The sequence below is a fragment of the Gardnerella phocaeensis genome (genome assembly GCF_048545075.1).
Lineage (GTDB): Bacteria > Actinomycetota > Actinomycetes > Actinomycetales > Bifidobacteriaceae > Bifidobacterium > Bifidobacterium vaginale_J.
The window spans coordinates 167,742-185,587 of the sequence record NZ_JBKQXS010000001.1 but is presented as its reverse complement, the minus strand read 5'-3'; the positions used below and the strand labels follow the sequence as shown (position 1 = coordinate 185,587).

Here is a 17,846-nt window from a genome sequence, read left to right as displayed (position 1 = left end):
CGTGCAGCATTCGCATCAAACATGAGTCAACATAAAAACTAATCAAGCGCCTGCGTAGATTCTTTATTGCCCTCAACGTGCGCAAACTTCGCAGCAAGAGCCTCGCGGGACTTTCTATCATCCTCTTCTTTTGCAAGCTTCTTCGCAACTTCAGGATCCCACAGAACGTCTTCACGATGCTTTTGCCATTCAGCAGCCAACAAAGGCGACACAAAATTAATTAGAGCGCTTATACTATTTTCGTTACTTTCGCTGCAATCTACTCGCGAATTGCGCACACAATCAACAATCTCACACCATTGAGCATCCTTGAACATCATTCGCGGCAAACCAGCACACTCACATATTTCGTTAATATATAAGAAAATTGGTAAAGTTTCGCAAATCTCGTTAGTTTTTTTAATTAGATTTGTTAGTAAGCTTAAAACTACAATAATTTTTTGCGTTTCCAACGATTTATTTTCATAACAAGAAACCATTTGTTTCGCATAATTAATTGCAAAGTCAATATCGTTAATACTCCAATTACCTTCAACATTTAACGTATCGGCTGCTGCATTTATTGCATTAGAGTCTTCGGCAGAATGAGATGCAATCTTACTAAAAACAGAATTTATATTATTACTATTTTCTAGTATTTCTTCTTCTGCTTCATCATAATTAGGCTCATAGCATGAATCCATATTGTCGTAAGCATCGGCGGCAGCAAGTAGCGCGTCTACTATTTCTTGCGGACGTCCAGGAATTTCATCCGCGCCTTCATACACAAATTCAGCATCCGGCACAGTAACGTCAAGATTCGTGAGTATTCGCGCTATTGCTCGCATTGAGCGCACCTCAAGATTTTCCGCATATTTTGCGTCGTTATCTAAGTGTCGCGCTTCCGTCAATGGCCATAATTCTGTTAGTTTCGCAGCAGATTGCGCTGCATCATTCAGCATTAGCATACTTTTTTCATTATTCTTAACATCTTCAGGATCTTTGACAGAATCAACAGAATCAACAGAATCAACCATTTCAATGCTCCTTCGCATTATATGTTACTTACTTCACTCGCCCAGCAGGATCAACATACGTAATTGAAAGCACGCGCAAAGTCTCGCAATCGTAAGTGATAGAAGTAATCGAAGCTAAAGCCGTGTGACGAAGAAGCATATTATGTTCAGCGTGACCGGTTTCCAGTAGGTGTCTATAAGACCAGATTGGCGACTCATGAGTAACTGCAACGATTTGCTCACCCGGATGCTTACGAACCTGCTCGCGCGCAAAATCGCCAACGCGAGTTGCAATACTTCTGTAGCTTTCTCCCCAACTTGGCTTCCACAAATTCGCAACAAGCTTCCAATTGTTGTTTTTCCACAGTGCGCCTTCACCGTAACCTATGCGTTTTCCGCGGAAATTATTTCCAGCTTCAATTAAGCGTTTATCTAAAATAATGTCGCTTTCTTGAGATTGCACAGAAGATTGCGCAGAATCTTCGTCACAGTGCGCTTTTACATAGGCAGAATCTTCAATATTGCGCAAAGCATTTTCGATTTCACGCGCTGTTTCACGAGTTCGCTCAAGAGGAGACGAATAAATTGCAGTAATTCCGCGCATTTGCGGAACAGTGGCAATATATTTTGCTGTAGCTTGCGCCATCCTCACTCCGCGAGCCGAAAGATGAAATCCAGGAAGACGCTCATACAACACGTGATTTGGATTATCAACTTCTCCATGACGCACAAAATGAATTGTCGTAGCTGGCATTGCGTTCTACTTTCTGTTTAAAATACTAAAACAATTACTTGCGGTTTTTTGTATGATTAAGCGACCACATTCCCAAGCGGTGAGCAAAACTCGTATCTTCTTGCGCAACATACCCAGGCTGTTGAGATTTAGTATCATCGAGAAGCCACTTTCGTATAACAAAATTCCACACAGCAACAACAACAGTAGCTACAAGTTTTCCTATATTTGTGCGCAAAACGTATACTGCAGAACCGCGTAAAGTTTCAGCCATTCCTAACGTACTTGCCCAAATAATCGCATCGTTAATAAGCAATCCAATGACTGCAGAAATAACAAAAATCAGAAGCTCCATCCACTTTGCCATATCTTCACGATGTTTAAAGACGTATTTCATACTGGCAATATAGTTGAAGATAAGTGAGATTACGAAAGAAATCGTACCTGCAACCACATTATTTAAGTGCGCAAGCATTAATAAATTAAGTAGCGCAACGTCAATAATAAGGGCAATAATGCCAACAATTCCAAACTTTACAACCTGTTCAATAAGCTTTTTCATAATATCCATTAAACACGCGGCTGCTAACAAATAACATATAATTGTTACGTAATAAAGCTTACTAAATTTAGCAAAGGAGCGATTATGCCAGTTATCCATACTCATGTTTCTGTAAGCACAACACCTGCCCAGCGAGACGCATTAAAAGCTGCTTATGGCAAGGCAATTAGCGCAGTTCCAGGAAAAAGCGAGCATTGGCTCATGTGCCCATTCGAGGACAATATGCCGATTTATTTTGCAGGAGACAATACTAAGCCTGCAGCTTACGTTGAGGTGAACGTGTTTGGTTCCAGCGTACCGGGGTCGGCTTGGGAAAAGTTGACTGAGCAGATTATGGCAGCTTTGGAGAGCGAGCTTGGCGTACCTCAAGACCGCACTTATATTCGTTACACTGCAACCACCGACTGGGGTTGGAACGGCGGCAACTTCTAAATAAAAAACTGCAGAATATATAAATTACTTCTTAAGAGGAGCTGCCCCAACCGATTCACGCACGATGAGGGCAGTTCCCAATTTTTTATGCGAAACAGGCAAAGCTTCTTCATCAAAGCGTATTTGATCAATCAAACTTTCTGCAGCCAAACGTCCTTTCGAAGTAATTGGCTGATGGACCGTAGTTAATCTAGGCGTGCAAATTGTAGACAAAGGCAAATCATCATAACCCGTAATGGAAAGATCTTCAGGAACGCGTAATCCTTGCGCTTGAGCTGCTCCAAGCACTCCAAGCGCAATAATGTCACTAAACGACACAATCGCAGTAGGCTTACATTCAATATCAGTGTCATTCCACATTTTGTTGAAAACATCAGCCCCACCCTGATACGTGCAAGGAGTTTCTATAACGGTAATTTCTTTATCTTCAGGTGATAAGTTATGCTTTTTAAGCGCACGCACAACACTTGCCATGCGCCTACCAACTATTCCTTGCCATCCCGGATAATCAGTATGCGATTTCGTTTCAATTGCCGCAATACCAATATTCCTATGACCTAAATCAATAAGTCGATCTACTAAATCTTCAAAATCATGCTCATCGTCGACTTCTACAGTTGGAACGTTAATAGGTTGAGCAGGATCAACAATTACTACCGGAACGTGCTTATTCAAGATTTCAACAACTTCTGCACGCTCAGCTTCCAAACCGCAAATTATAAAACCACTTACCGCAGCCGTAGGAATAGCTTTTAACATTGAACCTCTCAGCGGAGGAACAAGCATCAAAGTGTAGCCTTCTGACTGGCAAACCTGCCCAATTCCTTGAATCAAGAGTGAATAATAAGGATTTTGCAAAATCGTATCAATACCTTGCGGAAGCAACAAGCCCAACGCATTCGAAGAATTCGTGCGCAATGCTCTAGCTGTTGCACTTCGCACATATCCCATTTCTTCAGCAGTTTGCATAATATGTTCAACCGTCGCCTCAGATAGTTTTGACGGATCATTATATGCAAAAGATACTGCAGACTTGGAAACATTAGCTTTCTTTGCAACATCCTTAATAGTCACTCTACGAACATTCATAGCTTCCCTACTGCTTCACCTTCATACAATATAATGGATTTTTCTCCCATACGGTATTGATTACCTATTATACTTGGCACACCAAATAGCGAACGATCTATACGCACTGGCAAATCATCACAATTGATGTAAGCTCCAGATCCTCGATGCACTAAACATAAGCATGCACGCCCTGAAGGCAAAGTACGAGTAATACACACAGTATGTTTTCCCAAAGCAGCTACATGCTGCCGGCCATATTGGAGAGCAGCATTTTCTCTACGTAGACGCATTAATTTGCAAACTGTTTTACGAACAGATAAATTCCAATCATTCTCATTCCAAATCATAGGAGCGCGGCAACCAGGATCATTTTCTCCTTCCATGCCATTTTCATCACCGTAATACACCATAGGAGAGCCATCAGAAGCAAATAGCAGAGCGTAAGCTAAATTCTCAGCGTCTTCAGCAGGTGTATCCCAAGCATATTCATGAGCCTTTGTGCGCGTAAGCAAGCGCTCAGTATCATGACTCCCAAGCAAATTCAACATACAAGAGCGATGTTCTTCTGGAATATCGTTATACAAAGCATTCATGCCATCTGCAAAATCATAAGCATCCAAAGTTTCATCAGCGCAAAAACCTAGAACTAAATCACGAACTGTATAATTCATGGTTCCATCCATAAGTTCCGGAGTAAGCCATTGAGAAGGGTTACGCCATTCTTCAGCTACTAAGTATTTATCATCCCCAAAAGATTTCACTACTTTATGGAAACCCTTCCAAAATGTTTTATTGACGAAATATGGAACATCTAAACGCCAGCCATCAATACCACGATTTAACCAATATTTAGCAACGTTATAGTGATGTCTACGCACTTCTGGATTATATACATTCCATTTTGGTAAATAGTAACAGCCGGAACATGTTTTATAATTCGGTTCCGGATGAGACACTACAGGAAAGCCCTCTACCGAAAACCAATTAACATATTGCGATTGTTCGCCGTTACGTACAACATCTTGAAACGCCCAGTGACCTATTCCACAATGATTGAATACACCATCTAAAACTACACGAATCTGCAATTCATGAGCACGCTTAATAAACTCATCAAAATCTGCGTCATTACCAAGACGTGAATCAATTTTGAAATAATCAGTGGCATCATAGCGATGATTCGTATCCGCTTGGAAAATTGGAGTAAGATACAAAGCATTGACACCCATATCCGCAAGATATGACAGATGCCCACTGATCCCTTGCAAATCACCACCGAAAAAATTGTCCCTAGTTGGAGATTTATCCCATGATTCTACAGGATTAGGGTTAATAGAAGCATTTGCATTTGCGAAACGCTCCGGAAAAATCTGATAAAATACACTTGATTTTACCCATTCAGGTTGCATGACTTGTTCCTAACAAATAGTAAATTTTACAAATTGTGAGCGTCTTAGCACTTCTTCAATCTTTAAGACCTGTAGAAGCGATTCCTCGTTCAAGAGCTTTTTGGAAGAAGAAGAAAATAATAATTGATGGCAAAGTTGACGTCAAAGTTCCAGCCATTAAATAGTTCCATGACGTACCATAACGTCCAACAAAACCACTCAAGCCGATTTGAATAGTACGCATTTCTTCTGCATTTGTAACCAACAGAGGCCACAGAAAATCATTCCATGCAAATAGGAATGAGAATACACCAAGAGTTGCAAGAGCTGGCTTAGAAAGCGGCAGAATAACTTTAATAAAAATACCAAGGCTTGAACATCCGTCAATTCTTGCAGCCTCATCTAGCTCACGCGGGATAGTAGTAAAATGTTGGCGTAGCAAAATAATGCCAAATACATCAGCCAAACGCGGAACTGTTAAAGCTGCCATAGTATCAATCCAACGCAACTGAGCGATAATACCGTACATAGGTATAACTGTTACGAAAGCAGGAACCATGAAAGCAGAAAGTAGCAGCACGAATAATATTTTCTTTCCAGGAAACTCTAATCGCGCAAAAGCAAAAGCTGCCATAGCATCAAACGCAAGGTGACCAACTACAATAATTGCCGACATGATCAAGCTATTAATATAATAGTTTGCAAACGGAGCGCTTTGCCACGCATGCAGATAATTTTCCCAATGCCATGATGTTGGAATCACTGACTGAACGGCATACGTTTCGGCTTTTGTTTGCAACGACGTTGTAAACATCCACATAAATGGAATAAGTACCGAAGCTGCACCGATAATGAGTACAATATGCCGAGCAAGATGCAACGAACGCAATCTCGTAAAAACCTTACTTATTTTCTGCATTACTTACCTTCCATTGCACAAGAGTTACGATAAGAACTAACACCAGCGACGCTATAGCAATTGCCGTACCATAACCGAAATTGCCTAACCTAAATGCTTGACGATACATAAACATTCCTAGTACGTCAGTGCCACCTCGAGGACCACCTTCAGTAAACACATAAATTAAATCAAATGATTGGAAACTACTAATCAGTGCTTGCACAACCACAAAGAATGTCATTGGTCTAAGCAGAGGAACTGTAATATAACGCAGCTGTTGCCAGCTCGTAGCACCATCAAGACTTGCAGCTTCATAAGTCGACTTAGAAAGAGATTGCAAAGCAGTCAAATATAGAATGATATTAAAACCTAAGTTCTTCCAAACTGTAAGGAGTGTAGTAGCAAGTAATGCTAGCCACTTGTTGTGGAGCCAGTCGGGTCCTGCAATACCTAGGGATGAGAGTACAGAATTTACAAGACCCGATGGATCCAACATATATTTCCACACAATTGCTACAGCCACCGAGGAGGTAACGACAGGAAGGAAATATATAGTGCGATACAATCCGCGAGCGCGAATTGGCGCATCTAGTAATACCGCAAAAAGCAACCCCGAAACAACCGATAGCACAGCTACACCAAATGCATAGATAACAGTCACGGTTAAACTATTCCAAAATTCTGGATCTTGAGATAGTTTCACATAATTCTTCAATCCAATAAAATCTGGATTTACAGAAAACCCGTTCCAATTCGTTAAGCTCGTATAAGCTGCAGAAATAATTGGATAAAAAGTGAAGATGACGAGAATCACTAATCCAGGAAGCAACAATCCCCATGCTGTGAGAATTTGCTCCCATTTACCTACAGTTTTACGACTATCACGAATCAGCTTACCATTACTAGCCTTTGCTTCTGCATTAGCAGCTGACTTGTTCTTTTTCAACTGTACTATCGGATTACGCATGATTACTTACCTTGCGATATTACTTCGTTGACTGCTTTTTCTGCATTCTTTAATGCAGTTCCAACATTTACTTCGCCAGAAAATGCTTTTTCCATTTCCTTTGCGAATGCCAACGAAATCTGTGGATATAGTTTGGTGTTTGGACGAGTATGAGCAGTTGACATTTGTTCAATATATGGAAGTAAGCGAGGCTCTTTCTTTTCAACCCATGAACGATACTCTGCATTGTTAGCAGCACTCTTTGTAGCAGGCAGGAAACCAGTAGATTCACACCAATCAAGCACTTGCTTGTCTTGCAAGAACCAAGTCACAAATTCAGCAGCAGCTTTTACTTTTGCATCATCATTGTTAAACAACATGGCTTGTTCTCCGCCAAGATTAGTAGATGGTTTACCACCTTCAGGAGTTGGTAAAGGAGCTGCGGCAAAATCAAATGGAGGATCCGCTGCCCAAATACCTACCATCCAAGAACCTTCCTGAGCAGAACCACCTTTACCTTTTTCAAACTTGCCCCATCCAGCATATGGGCTCACTCCACTTTTAATAAGATCCATCCAGAAATTGGCAGCTTTCTTACCCGCAGGAGTGTTAAAAGCAGCAGCAGAGTTATCTTTCTTTAAGAATTCGCCACCAGCTTGCCAAAGATTGACTTGGAAGTTCCAGGTAAGAGCCTCACCGCTGTCTCCTGCTTCAGTTGGCAAATCGTAACCTGGAAGACCAGTCTTATCCTTAATCTGCTTTGCCATTTGCTTTAATTCGTCCCAAGTTTTTGGAGGCTTATCTGGATCTAAACCAGCCTTCTTAAATACTGTGCGATTGTACATATACGCAAGATTATTGGCTGACATTGGAACGGATACTAAGTGACCATCAATTGAGCCGAAATTCTTTAATGCTGGGTTAATATTGTCAATTACTTCAGGCTTGAGAAGCTTTTTTAAGTCTGCAGATTTGCCAATTTGCGCCATTTGAGGCATCCAAATCAAATCACCTATGGCCATATCAGGCAAGGTATTTGAAGTAGCAGATGCGCGTAATTTTGTTAAGAAATCAGCATTAGGAACATTTGTAGTTTTAATCTCAATGTTCTTGTGTGAAGCATTAAATGCTTTTACTTTTTTATCGAAAGCATCTGCATTAGCACCATCCCAGTAGTGCCAAACAGAAACGGTTGTTTTACCTTGAGTATTGCTTGTAGAGCTTGTGCCGCCACCGCATGCAGTAAGAGACAGCGCAGCAGCGAGCATCATAGAGATTGCTCCAAACTTTTTTAGTTTCAACATCGTTGTTCTTCCTTAGAAATATTTAGAGAAACTTAAAGGTTCTTGGACATACCGCCCAATGAATCATTTGATATATAGCAACGCCAGACTTCTGCCGCAAACAGCGTCGTTTACTCCTTTCACTAATGAACAACCACTTTTGCTAATGCCTCAGCATCGAGCATTAGACGCGTGCCTTTTGTATCTTGCTTTACTGGCTAAGCGAGAATTACTTTAGATTGCACATTATTTTGTTCGTTATTGAAATATACTAAATCGTTCCAATAAATAAGTCAAGCGTGCGTTTTATATAAAATTCGCCATACTTCGCTACGAAAAATTACGCAACAAAATATGGCGATTATTATAACTTTTACGCGACTCTACAAAACTTTAGGATTGCTCACTAAAATTAGGTTCGTCAGCAGTAGACTTAGCAGATACAGCGAAGTCGGCAGGCTCGTCAAACTCAGAGCTGCTTGAAGAATAGTCATCGCTACTAGCAACACTGCCTTCAAGATCTGGACCAGCAGCTACACGAGCCATCTCCTTCATGTCCTTGTTGTCAAATAAGACCATGCGGACACAGCCAACAACAAATCCAACAACAGCAGGGCAAAGCCAAGCCATTCCAAATTCCGAGAACGGCAGCCAGTTTTGAACAACCACCAACATATCGTTCATATGCAATGCATTACGTAAAGCTGTTGGCAAACTATTCAAAAAATCATATACCGCTGCAACACCAGTAAAACCAAGTGTCCAAGCGTATACAACTTTGGAATTGTCAAAAAGTCGACCACACAAAGCCAAAAGAATCAGTACGATTGAAAGTGGATACAAGAACATTAATACTGGAACCGCGTATTCGATGATTGCGCTCAAACCAAAGTTTGCAAGACCAAACGAAACGAGCGTAATCAACACAGACCAAACTCTGTAGCTAGGACCCTTAGGGAATAACTTAGAGAATGTTTCTGAGCAGCTTACGATTAAGCCAACCGCAGTTTTTAAGCAGGCAAGCGTTACAGTTGCAGCAAGCACAAATAAGCCAACGTTTCCAAGATGGTAGCGTGCGACTTGCGCCAAAGTTACACCACCATTTTCAGCAGGCTTAAACAGTGCACGGCTACGCACACCGACAACAACAATTGCGACGTAAATCAACGCCATAAGCAAGCAGCTAAAGAATCCAGATCGCACAGTATTCACTGCCACATCTTTAGGGTCTTTTACGCCAAAGGATCGAATAGTACTAACAACTATAATGCCAAAAGCCAAGCTAGCTAAAGCATCCATTGTGTTGTAGCCATCTAAGAATCCTGTAAAGAATGATTCATTAACGTACTTTCCTATAGGAGCGGCATCCTCAGAAGCACCACTTACAGGAGAAAACAGCGCAGTAAATACCAGAATACCTAAGAAAACCAAGAATATAGGCGTAAGAACTTTACCAACCCATGTAAGTATTCCACTAGGCTTTAGCGCAAAGAAGAACGCTAGTGCGAAGAAAACCACAGAGAACAAGAACAAATACAATTGACCGTTTCCGTCTTGTGGAACAACGCGCTCCAAACCAACAGTGTACGAAGTTGTTGCACAGCGAGGAATTGCAAAGAATGGTCCAATTGTTAAATACAGAACGCAAGTAAAGAACATGCCGTATTTTCTGCTCGGCTTGCTTGAAAGTTCAAAAAGACCGTTTGCACGACTCATTGCAAGAGCTGTAACACCTAACAATGGCAAACCAACGCCGGTAATAATAAAGCCTAATGCGGCAGGAGCAGAATTGCTTCCTGCGTTAGCTCCAAGGAACACAGGGAAAATCAGGTTTCCTGCGCCAAAGAACATACCAAACAACATGACCGCCACGTACGCGGACTCAATAATTGTCAGGTTCCTTTTTTTCGGGGCACTGTCTGTGCTGACACTTTGTGTTGTGACGCTCATGCTTACACCTCCTATAAGGATAAATTTGTATTTACATACTATTCAGCTAAATCTCTGTTTTATATTGTGGATTTAAAGCGAAAATAATATTAGGGGGTATCTTAATAAATCGCATGTACTTAATCGGCATAAATTTACAATCTCGCGCGTGTCCTTAATAAAAGATAAAAAGGACGCTGGCAAACTACCAACGTCCTATGCAATCAAAAATGCTCTATAACTTTGCTCTAAATCTTATATAAAAAGCAAAATCACATCTTTTCTGGAGCAGAAACTCCAAGCAAATCAAGACCAGTTGCAATTACCGTACGCACAGCAGCGTTAAGCTTTAAGCGAGCTGCAGCACGAGCTGGCTCTGGGCACTTTGCAATGCGCTGAGCTTCGCGCTCTGCTTCCGGCAAACGATTTTCAGGGTCAGTTAACTCCATTGGCACAACGCGCTCAAGGTTGTACCACTTGTGGTAGCTTGCAGCCAAATCCTCAAGATAATGCGCAACGCGGTGAGGAGCGCGCAAATCGCCAGCTTGTGCAAGAGCTGCAGGCCATTGAGCCAAAGCAGCCAATACTTCGCCGTCAGCCTCGGTATTAAGCAAGCTTAAATCAGCGCCATCTTGCGTAATTCCAGCATCTGCAGCATTGCGAGCCACATTGCAGCTGCGCGCGTGAGCGTATTGCACGTAGTACACAGGATTATCGTTGCTGTGAGAAGCAAGCAAATCCAAATCAATATCAACGCTTGTGTTGTAGTCGGTGCGAGCAAGCGAATAGCGAGAAGCGTCAACGCCAATTGCATCAACTAAATCGTCAATCGTAATAACGTTTCCAGCGCGCTTGCTCATGCGCACAGGCTTGCCATCCTTCATAACATTTACCATCTGACCAATAAGAATCTGCATGTTTTCGCCCGGATTGTCTCCAAAAGCCGCGCACATTGCCATCATCCTGCCAATATAGCCGTGATGATCCGCGCCGAGCATGTAAATCGCTACATCCGCAGGATTCTGCTCGCGATGACGCTTGTTGCGATAGTACGCAATATCTGCAGCAAAGTAAGCGTAGTTTCCATCGGACTTAATAATTACGCGATCCTTGTCGTCGCCATGCTTAGTGGATTCGAACCAAGTTGCACCATCTTTTTCAAAAATGTCTCCACGCTCACGCAAGTCTGCAATAGCGCGCTCAACTTCGCCATCCTCGTACAAGCTGTTTTCGTGGAACCACACGTCGAATTTCACACGAAAATCGTGCATCGACTTGCGAATTTCAGCAAACATCATTGGCACTGCGCGCTTGCGGAACTCTTCGCGCTGCTCGGAATCGCCTTCTCCAAGAGGCAAACCTTCTTCATCTTTTCCAAGATCAATTCGCGGCAATGAAAGAACATCAACGCCGTCCGCCTTCGCTTCTTTTATAACAGCGTCCGCAATTTCGTTAATATACGCGCCTTTGTAGCCGTCTGCAGGAGTTTCTTCGCCGTGAGCTGCAGCAACTAAAGACTTTGCAAAACGGTTGATTTGCTCACCATGATCGTTGAAGTAGTATTCGCGCACAACTTTTGCGCCGTTCGCCTCCAAGACTCGAGCCATGGAATCGCCAACTGCAGCCCAGCGAGTTCCACCGATGTGGATTGGACCAGTTGGGTTTGCGGAAACAAACTCAAGATTCAAAGTTTTGCCGCTCAAATGCGTATTCTTGCCAAAATCTGCACCCTGCTTTAATACTTCGTCAACAACAGCCGCAGCAGAAGCAGAATCAAGCGTTATGTTAATAAAGCCAGGGCCTGCAACTTCTACAGATGCAATACCTTCTGCTTCTTGCAAACGCTCGGCAAAAAGTTCAGCTAAATCGTGAGGCTTCATACCAGCTTTTTTAGCAAGCTGCATAGCAACGTTCGTAGCCCAATCTCCGTGTGCGCGATCTTTTGGTCGCATAACTGCAAGTTTTTCGGCAGCAGGAATCAAATCTTCTGTTAGATTGCCAGCTTTACCGCTTGCTACTAAATCTTTAGCAATTTTTTCAATTAATTCACTTAAGCTTTCTGGATTCATGGTTTACAGTCTAGCGTTACCGCGCGATGCTTCGCGATTACAGTGTATTGGATCGCATTATTCTACATATAGTGTAATATATGTTTTACATGTTTTACAATGGAGATTAAAAATGGCTGCAACAATTACAGGATTAAGAGTACCCTCTAACGTTTTAGATCGTTATGATCAGCTCGCTAAAACCACTCACCGCACTCGTTCATTTTACATGAATCAAGCGCTAGAGGCCCAAATCGATGAACTTGAACATGAATATGGTCTAATGGCAGATATTGAAGCATACAAACGTGGAGAATTAGAAACATCTCCACTCGACGACGTGGTGAAGCGCCTTGGTTTGGAAGAAAATAAGTGATTATTCTTAAGTGCTTAAATACACAAAAAGCGCTGGAGTCGAAGATTGACTTCCAGCGCTTTTGTTTTGCGATTAATTATTTTCGACTACTTGCAACTACTTCTTTTTTGCAGGAGCTTCACCGAGTTCGCTTTGAGCAACTGAAACGTTTACGTTAGCTGCATCAGAATCTGCAGATTCAGAATCAGAAGAATCTCCAGCAACTGCAGCCTTAACAGCGTTAAGCTTTACTTCTCCAGTAACGCGTCCAGCTTCAGCAACGTCATCCAAAGTCTCCTCAACAGCCTTGTAAGCGTTTTCTGCAACATTCAAAGTCACCTGCAAAATAGGAGTCTTCATAGAAACTTTTGCTTCAGACTTAATCTTTCGCAAAGTAGCCAAAGCTTCACCCGCATAAGCCAAAGTATCCGCAGAAACACCGTTTGCAGCAGACTCATACGCCTTAGCGCATGGCCAGCTAGCACGATGCACAGAGCCTTCGCCGTCATGCATCCAGCTCCACACCTCTTCAGTAGCGTAAGGCAAGTAAGGAGCAAGCAAGCGAGCCAAAGCATCGAGTGCAAGACCAAGAGTTGTGCGAGCAGACTTCACAGCAGCTTCACTTGGAGTGCGTCCAGTGGATTCTGCAGTACCGTAAGCACGATTCTTTGCAAGCTCAATATAATCGTCGCAGAATTCCCAGAAGAAGGTTTCGATTGCTTCCAAAGCCTTAGAATGCTCGTAAGATTCAAGCGCATCAGTTGCGGTACGAATAACGGATGCAAGCTTTGCCATAACAGAGCGATCCAATACTTCCGTAACGTCTGCAAAATCCCAGTCCGCGCTAGCAGGCTCAAGAACCTGATGCTCATCATCTTCACGACCAATTGCGAGCGCAAACTTTGTAGCGTTCAAAAGCTTAATCGCAAGGCGACGACCAATCTTCATTTGACCTTCGTCGTAAGTTGCATCCAAGCCAAGTTTTGCAGAAGTTGCCCAGTAGCGCACAGCATCCGCACCAAACTCTTCGATTGGCTTATTTGGCACAACCACGTTGCCTTTAGATTTAGACATCTTCTTATGGTCAGGATCAAGAATCCAGCCAGAAAGCGCAGCATGCTTCCAAGGCAAGCAGCCGTTTTCAAGATGTGCACGATCAACAGTACTAAACAGCCAAGTACGAATGATATCCTGACCTTGTGGACGCAAATCCATTGGGAAAGTAGCCTTAAACAAAGCTTGATTTTCCTCACCTGGCTCTTCCCAACGAGTCACGATTTGTGGAGTTAAGGAAGATGTGGCCCAAGTGTCCATAATGTCTTGCTCAGCAGTAAAGCCGTTTGGCTGGTCTCGCTGAGATTCGTCGAATCCTTCTGGAACGTCAATAGTTGGGTCGATTGGCAAACGATCTTCGCTAGGCGTCAAAGGATGCTCGTAATCCACTTCCCCATTTTCGTTTACTGGATACCATAATGGGAATGGCACACCGAAGAAGCGCTGGCGAGAGATAAGCCAGTCACCATTCAAGCCGTGAACCCAATTCTCATAGCGCACACGCATAAAGTCTGGATGGAAGTTAAGTTCCTTGCCGCGCTCAATAAGCTCAGCGTTTAGCTTTTCGTCTGTGCCACCGTTCTTTAAGTACCATTGACGAGAAGTGACGATTTCCAAAGGCTTATCGCCCTTTTCGTAGAAGTTCGTCATGCGCTTTGTTGGCTTTGGATCGCCATCCATATCTCCAGCTGCTTGCAAAGCTTCAACAATTTCCTTACGAGCAGAGAACGTGGTTTTGCCGGCAATTTTCTCGAACATTTCGCGACCGGATTCATCCGTAATCCAATCAGGAGTCGTCATTACAATGCGACCGTTACGCTGAATAATTGGTCGAGTTGGCAAATTCAAATCGCGCCACCACTCAACGTCAGTTACGTCACCGAAAGTGCAGCACATTGCAATGCCAGCACCCTTGTCCATTTGAGCAGCAGAATGCGCCAAAATCGGAACCTTCACCTTAAACAGCGGTGAATAAACTTCTTGACCAAAGTACTTCTTGTAACGCTCATCTTCTGGATTTGCAATTAAGGAAGTGCATGCAGCAAGCAATTCTGGGCGCGTAGTTTCAATATAAATTGGCGTACCATCTTCAAAACGGAACGCAATCTTATGGTAGAAACCAGGATATTCGCGCGATTCAAGCTCAGCCTGAGCAACTGCAGTCTGGAATGTAACATCCCACAAGCCTGGAGCGTCTTTTTGATAAGCTTCTCCGCGAGCAAGATTGCGAAGGAATGCTTTTTGCGCAACTCTGCGAGGCTGCTCGCCAATAGTGTGGTAAGTTTGCGACCAGTCTACAGAAAGACCGAGCCTGCGCCACAATGCTTCAAAAAGCTTCTCATCTTGAGAAGTTAAGCGCTCACAAAGCTCAATAAAGTTCTGTCGGCTTACAGGAACCTGATCCTTAGCTTCAATTTTCTTGCCTTCAGTGCCTTCAAAAGGCGGCTTAAAATCATGGTCATACTTCAACGAAGTGTCTACGCGCACGCCGTAATAGTTTTGTACGCGGCGCTCTGTTGGCAAACCGTTATCGTCCCAACCCATTGGGTAGAACACGTCAAAGCCTTGCATACGCTTATATCGCGCAATAACATCCGTATGCGTGTAGGAGAATACGTGACCAACATGCAAGTGTCCACTAACTGTTGGAGGTGGAGTATCGATAGAATATACGGCCTTACGGTCGCGAGAATTATGGAATGCGTAAGTCTTAGCTTCATCCCAATTGCTACGCCACTTGTCTTCAAGACCATCAACGCCAACTTTGTTAGGAAGAGGCGTTAAATGTGCGTGCTTTACTGTGTTGTTATCCTGTTCACTCATGAACTGAATATTAGAAACTCAGCGCGACAACGCAAATCTTACGCTTTTCTATTTCACAACTACGCTTTGCAATGGCAGAAGCTGATCCGTCATATTCTTTGTGTAACCGCTTATATTAGATTTCACAGCCATTATGCTTTTACGAGCATAAAGCCAGTGCGCTGCAGCATTATTGCTTACTTCGCGAGCATATGCACGAGCATTTGCCTCATATTCGCTTGCATTCTTAGAATGAACTGCATCTGCCCAAGCTTGTTGAGCACGCGCGTCTTGCAAAACGAACGGAGAACCGCTTTCTGCAAACATACCTTCATCTAAAGTACGATTACTCGTAGTAAGCGCAAGATCATACTTACCTTCACTAATACGCTTACGCATAGTTTGTTGATCAACTTCTTCAAGATTGACCTTAAAACCGCTCACGGAACTAATCTGTTTTGAAAGCTCGCGCCCAACTCCACCTTCGCCTTGTGAAACAAGGAAAGTAATAGTTCCTAAATATCTTGCGCTAAAGTAGTGGAACAAAGGAGCAGCTTTGCTTGGATTATAAGGATACAATCCATTTAAATCTTCATAACCAGTTGAAAGAGGATCAATAGGTCCTCCTACTGGAACACCACCATTGCCATCAGCTGCAAGTACAGTTTGCGCATTCAAAGCGTATCTCGCAGCTTTACGAGCCTGCTCATCGCAGAAAATCGACGAAACTGTTGTATTTATTGCAATAAATCGCACTCTTGTGCTCTGACCCTCTACCATTTGCGTATTAGCAACAGCAGCAAGACGCTTATTTTCGCTACCTTCAAGCGGAACTGCCATTTGAATATTGCCCTTTTCCATTGCCTCAGCTAGAGCAGTATCGCTATTGAAATATTGCAAAGTAATACTTGCACAAGAAGCAGGGGTTCCCCAATATTTATCGTTGCGAAGTAATACTAAAGAATTGCCTTTATTGTAATCACTTACAGTGAAAGGACCTGTGCCAAGAGCAGCACTTGCATAGTCGATCATCGATTTTGTGTCATAGACAATGCCAACACGTCCAGCAAGACGACGTAGAAGTAAAGCATCTGGATTATTAAGAGTGATTACTAGAGTGTAATTATCTGGATTATTAACGGTTTTAATATTTGAAAGCGCGCTATAACCAGGATAATTATTTGTTATGCCTTGTTTCAAAGATTCTAATACGGAATTGGAATTCATCTCACTACCGTTAAAGAAACGCACGCCTTGACGCAAATTAAAGCGATATGTTAAGCCGTCTTTCGAAATATCCCATGACTTCGCGAGACCCGGTTGCAAACTATTATCATCGCCACGTTTAACAAGAGTTTCGTAAACATTACCAATTAAAGCTTGCTGTAAAGCGTCACTATCGTCTTTTCTAATATCAAGAGATTCAGGAGCAGTACGCAAACCAACTTTTAGCACTGAGTTACTAGCTGGATGCATTATTGAAGCAAAAGGCGAATGACCTTGGTATATTTGCCATCCACACCACAAAATGCCGCTCATTATTACTGACACAACCACAAACACAACCCATGGCATCCAGTCTGTATTAACTCGAGCATGAGCTGACCTGGAAGCACGATACGCATATTTGCCTGTTCTTGACATAACTTACAGTCTATATCAATATCGGAATTGGAAACAACACGCTTTAAATAATTGCTGACGGACATGTTGTATTTAAAGGGCATGAAACACATTTTGGATTCCGAGCAGTGCAAATTTTTCTGCCGTGCAAAATAAGTCTATGAGAAAGATTAGTCCACTCTTTAGGAGCAAAATAAGCTGTTATTTCGCGTTCAATAGCGACAGGATTTGGATGAGCCTGAACCTTACGCCAACCAAGACGCCCTGTAACACGTATTACGTGAGTGTCTACAGGAAACCCCGGTAATCCAAATGCGTTGCCAAGAACGACATTGGCAGTTTTACGGCCAACACCTGGCAACGATATTAAATCTTCCATATTTGATGGCACTATACCAGAAAAATTATTAAGCAAGCATGCAGATAATGAAATAATGTTCTGTGCTTTTACTCTATAAAATCCGAGAGGGTAAATAATTGACTCAACTTGAGATACAGGAGCAGCAGCTAAAGAACTCGCGTTGGGAAAAATAGAAAAGAGTTCAGGAGTCACAATATTTACGCGCTTATCTGTAGTTTGCGCACTTAATACAGTAGCAATTAGTAGCTCAAACGGATTTTTGAAATTTAATGCACACTTCGGTTCCGGTATTTCTTTGCACAATAAATCGTACTCTGCATAAATACGAGCTAATTTCGCTTGTTTTGATTCTCGCATATTAGA

Annotated in this window: 15 protein-coding genes; 2 read left to right on the top strand and 13 right to left on the bottom strand. The window is 42.6% G+C overall.

The genetic code is table 11. From position 1 onward, the window contains the following. Positions 1–38: 38 nt before the first annotated feature. From ACJV2T_RS00790 to ACJV2T_RS00780, 3 genes are read right to left on the bottom strand one after another with little or no spacing between them, the layout of a single operon-like run. A complete protein-coding gene (locus ACJV2T_RS00790) occupies positions 39–1,016 on the bottom strand; it encodes a hypothetical protein (RefSeq protein ID WP_419398871.1) in 978 nt (325 codons plus the stop codon). Positions 1,017–1,044: 28 nt separating this feature from the next. Next, positions 1,045–1,749 carry a histidine phosphatase family protein gene (locus ACJV2T_RS00785; RefSeq protein WP_415683255.1) on the bottom strand — a complete coding sequence of 235 codons (705 nt, stop codon included), beginning with the start codon at positions 1,747–1,749 and terminating at the stop codon, positions 1,045–1,047. A gap of 34 nt (positions 1,750–1,783) precedes the next feature. Then, positions 1,784–2,290 (bottom strand): GtrA family protein, encoded by a 507-nt coding sequence (locus ACJV2T_RS00780; RefSeq protein WP_415683553.1) that lies wholly within the window; start codon positions 2,288–2,290, stop codon positions 1,784–1,786. A gap of 84 nt (positions 2,291–2,374) precedes the next feature. On the opposite strand from ACJV2T_RS00780, the gene ACJV2T_RS00775 reads away from it, so the two are divergent. After that, positions 2,375–2,722 carry a phenylpyruvate tautomerase MIF-related protein gene (locus tag ACJV2T_RS00775; protein WP_016796989.1) on the top strand — a complete coding sequence of 116 codons (348 nt, stop codon included), beginning with the start codon at positions 2,375–2,377 and terminating at the stop codon, positions 2,720–2,722. A gap of 24 nt (positions 2,723–2,746) precedes the next feature. Here the strand turns inward: ACJV2T_RS00775 and ACJV2T_RS00770 are convergent, their stop codons facing one another. The 7 genes from ACJV2T_RS00770 to argS form a co-directional block, all read right to left on the bottom strand. After that, entirely contained in the window at positions 2,747–3,811 is a 1,065-nt protein-coding gene (locus tag ACJV2T_RS00770) for a LacI family DNA-binding transcriptional regulator (protein ID WP_419398870.1), read from the bottom strand. Continuing rightward, the gene (locus tag ACJV2T_RS00765) at positions 3,808–5,202 is read right to left on the bottom strand and encodes a glycoside hydrolase family 13 protein (RefSeq protein WP_419398869.1); all 1,395 of its coding nucleotides are present in this window, start codon (positions 5,200–5,202) and stop codon (positions 3,808–3,810) included. The genes ACJV2T_RS00770 and ACJV2T_RS00765 overlap by 4 nt, the downstream gene beginning before the upstream one ends. A 55-nt stretch (positions 5,203–5,257) precedes the next feature. Next, positions 5,258–6,100: a carbohydrate ABC transporter permease gene (locus ACJV2T_RS00760; RefSeq protein WP_050397215.1), complete on the bottom strand. Its 843-nt coding sequence runs from the start codon at positions 6,098–6,100 to the stop codon at positions 5,258–5,260. Beyond that, a complete protein-coding gene (locus ACJV2T_RS00755; RefSeq protein ID WP_004105644.1) occupies positions 6,084–7,049 on the bottom strand; it encodes a carbohydrate ABC transporter permease in 966 nt (321 codons plus the stop codon). Before ACJV2T_RS00755 ends, ACJV2T_RS00760 begins: the two co-directional genes overlap by 17 nt. Positions 7,050–7,051: 2 nt before the next feature. Further along, positions 7,052–8,332 (bottom strand): ABC transporter substrate-binding protein, encoded by a 1,281-nt coding sequence (locus ACJV2T_RS00750; RefSeq protein WP_419398868.1) that lies wholly within the window; start codon positions 8,330–8,332, stop codon positions 7,052–7,054. A 372-nt stretch (positions 8,333–8,704) separates the two neighbouring features. Beyond that, positions 8,705–10,261 (bottom strand): branched-chain amino acid transport system II carrier protein, encoded by a 1,557-nt coding sequence (brnQ, locus tag ACJV2T_RS00745; protein ID WP_419398867.1) that lies wholly within the window; start codon positions 10,259–10,261, stop codon positions 8,705–8,707. A 251-nt stretch (positions 10,262–10,512) separates the two neighbouring features. Continuing rightward, positions 10,513–12,309, bottom strand: a complete 1,797-nt coding sequence (argS, locus tag ACJV2T_RS00740; RefSeq protein WP_419398866.1) for an arginine--tRNA ligase — start codon at positions 12,307–12,309, stop codon at positions 10,513–10,515. Between the two features lie 112 nt (positions 12,310–12,421). Between argS and relB the strand changes: the two genes are divergently transcribed. Continuing rightward, entirely contained in the window at positions 12,422–12,664 is a 243-nt protein-coding gene (gene relB, locus ACJV2T_RS00735) for a type II toxin-antitoxin system RelB family antitoxin (RefSeq protein WP_419398865.1), read from the top strand. A gap of 96 nt (positions 12,665–12,760) precedes the next feature. Here relB and valS read toward each other — a convergent pair whose 3' ends face one another. From valS to nth, 3 genes are all read right to left on the bottom strand, one after another. Further along, the gene (gene valS / locus ACJV2T_RS00730) at positions 12,761–15,520 is read right to left on the bottom strand and encodes a valine--tRNA ligase (protein ID WP_419398864.1); all 2,760 of its coding nucleotides are present in this window, start codon (positions 15,518–15,520) and stop codon (positions 12,761–12,763) included. 48 nt (positions 15,521–15,568) lie between these two features. Continuing rightward, positions 15,569–17,056, bottom strand: a complete 1,488-nt coding sequence (locus ACJV2T_RS00725; RefSeq protein WP_415683551.1) for an ABC transporter substrate-binding protein — start codon at positions 17,054–17,056, stop codon at positions 15,569–15,571. 130 nt (positions 17,057–17,186) lie between these two features. Next, on the bottom strand, positions 17,187–17,840 hold the full coding sequence (gene nth, locus ACJV2T_RS00720; protein ID WP_415683246.1) for an endonuclease III: 654 nt from the start codon (positions 17,838–17,840) through the stop codon (positions 17,187–17,189). Between the last annotated feature and the right edge of the window lie 6 nt (positions 17,841–17,846).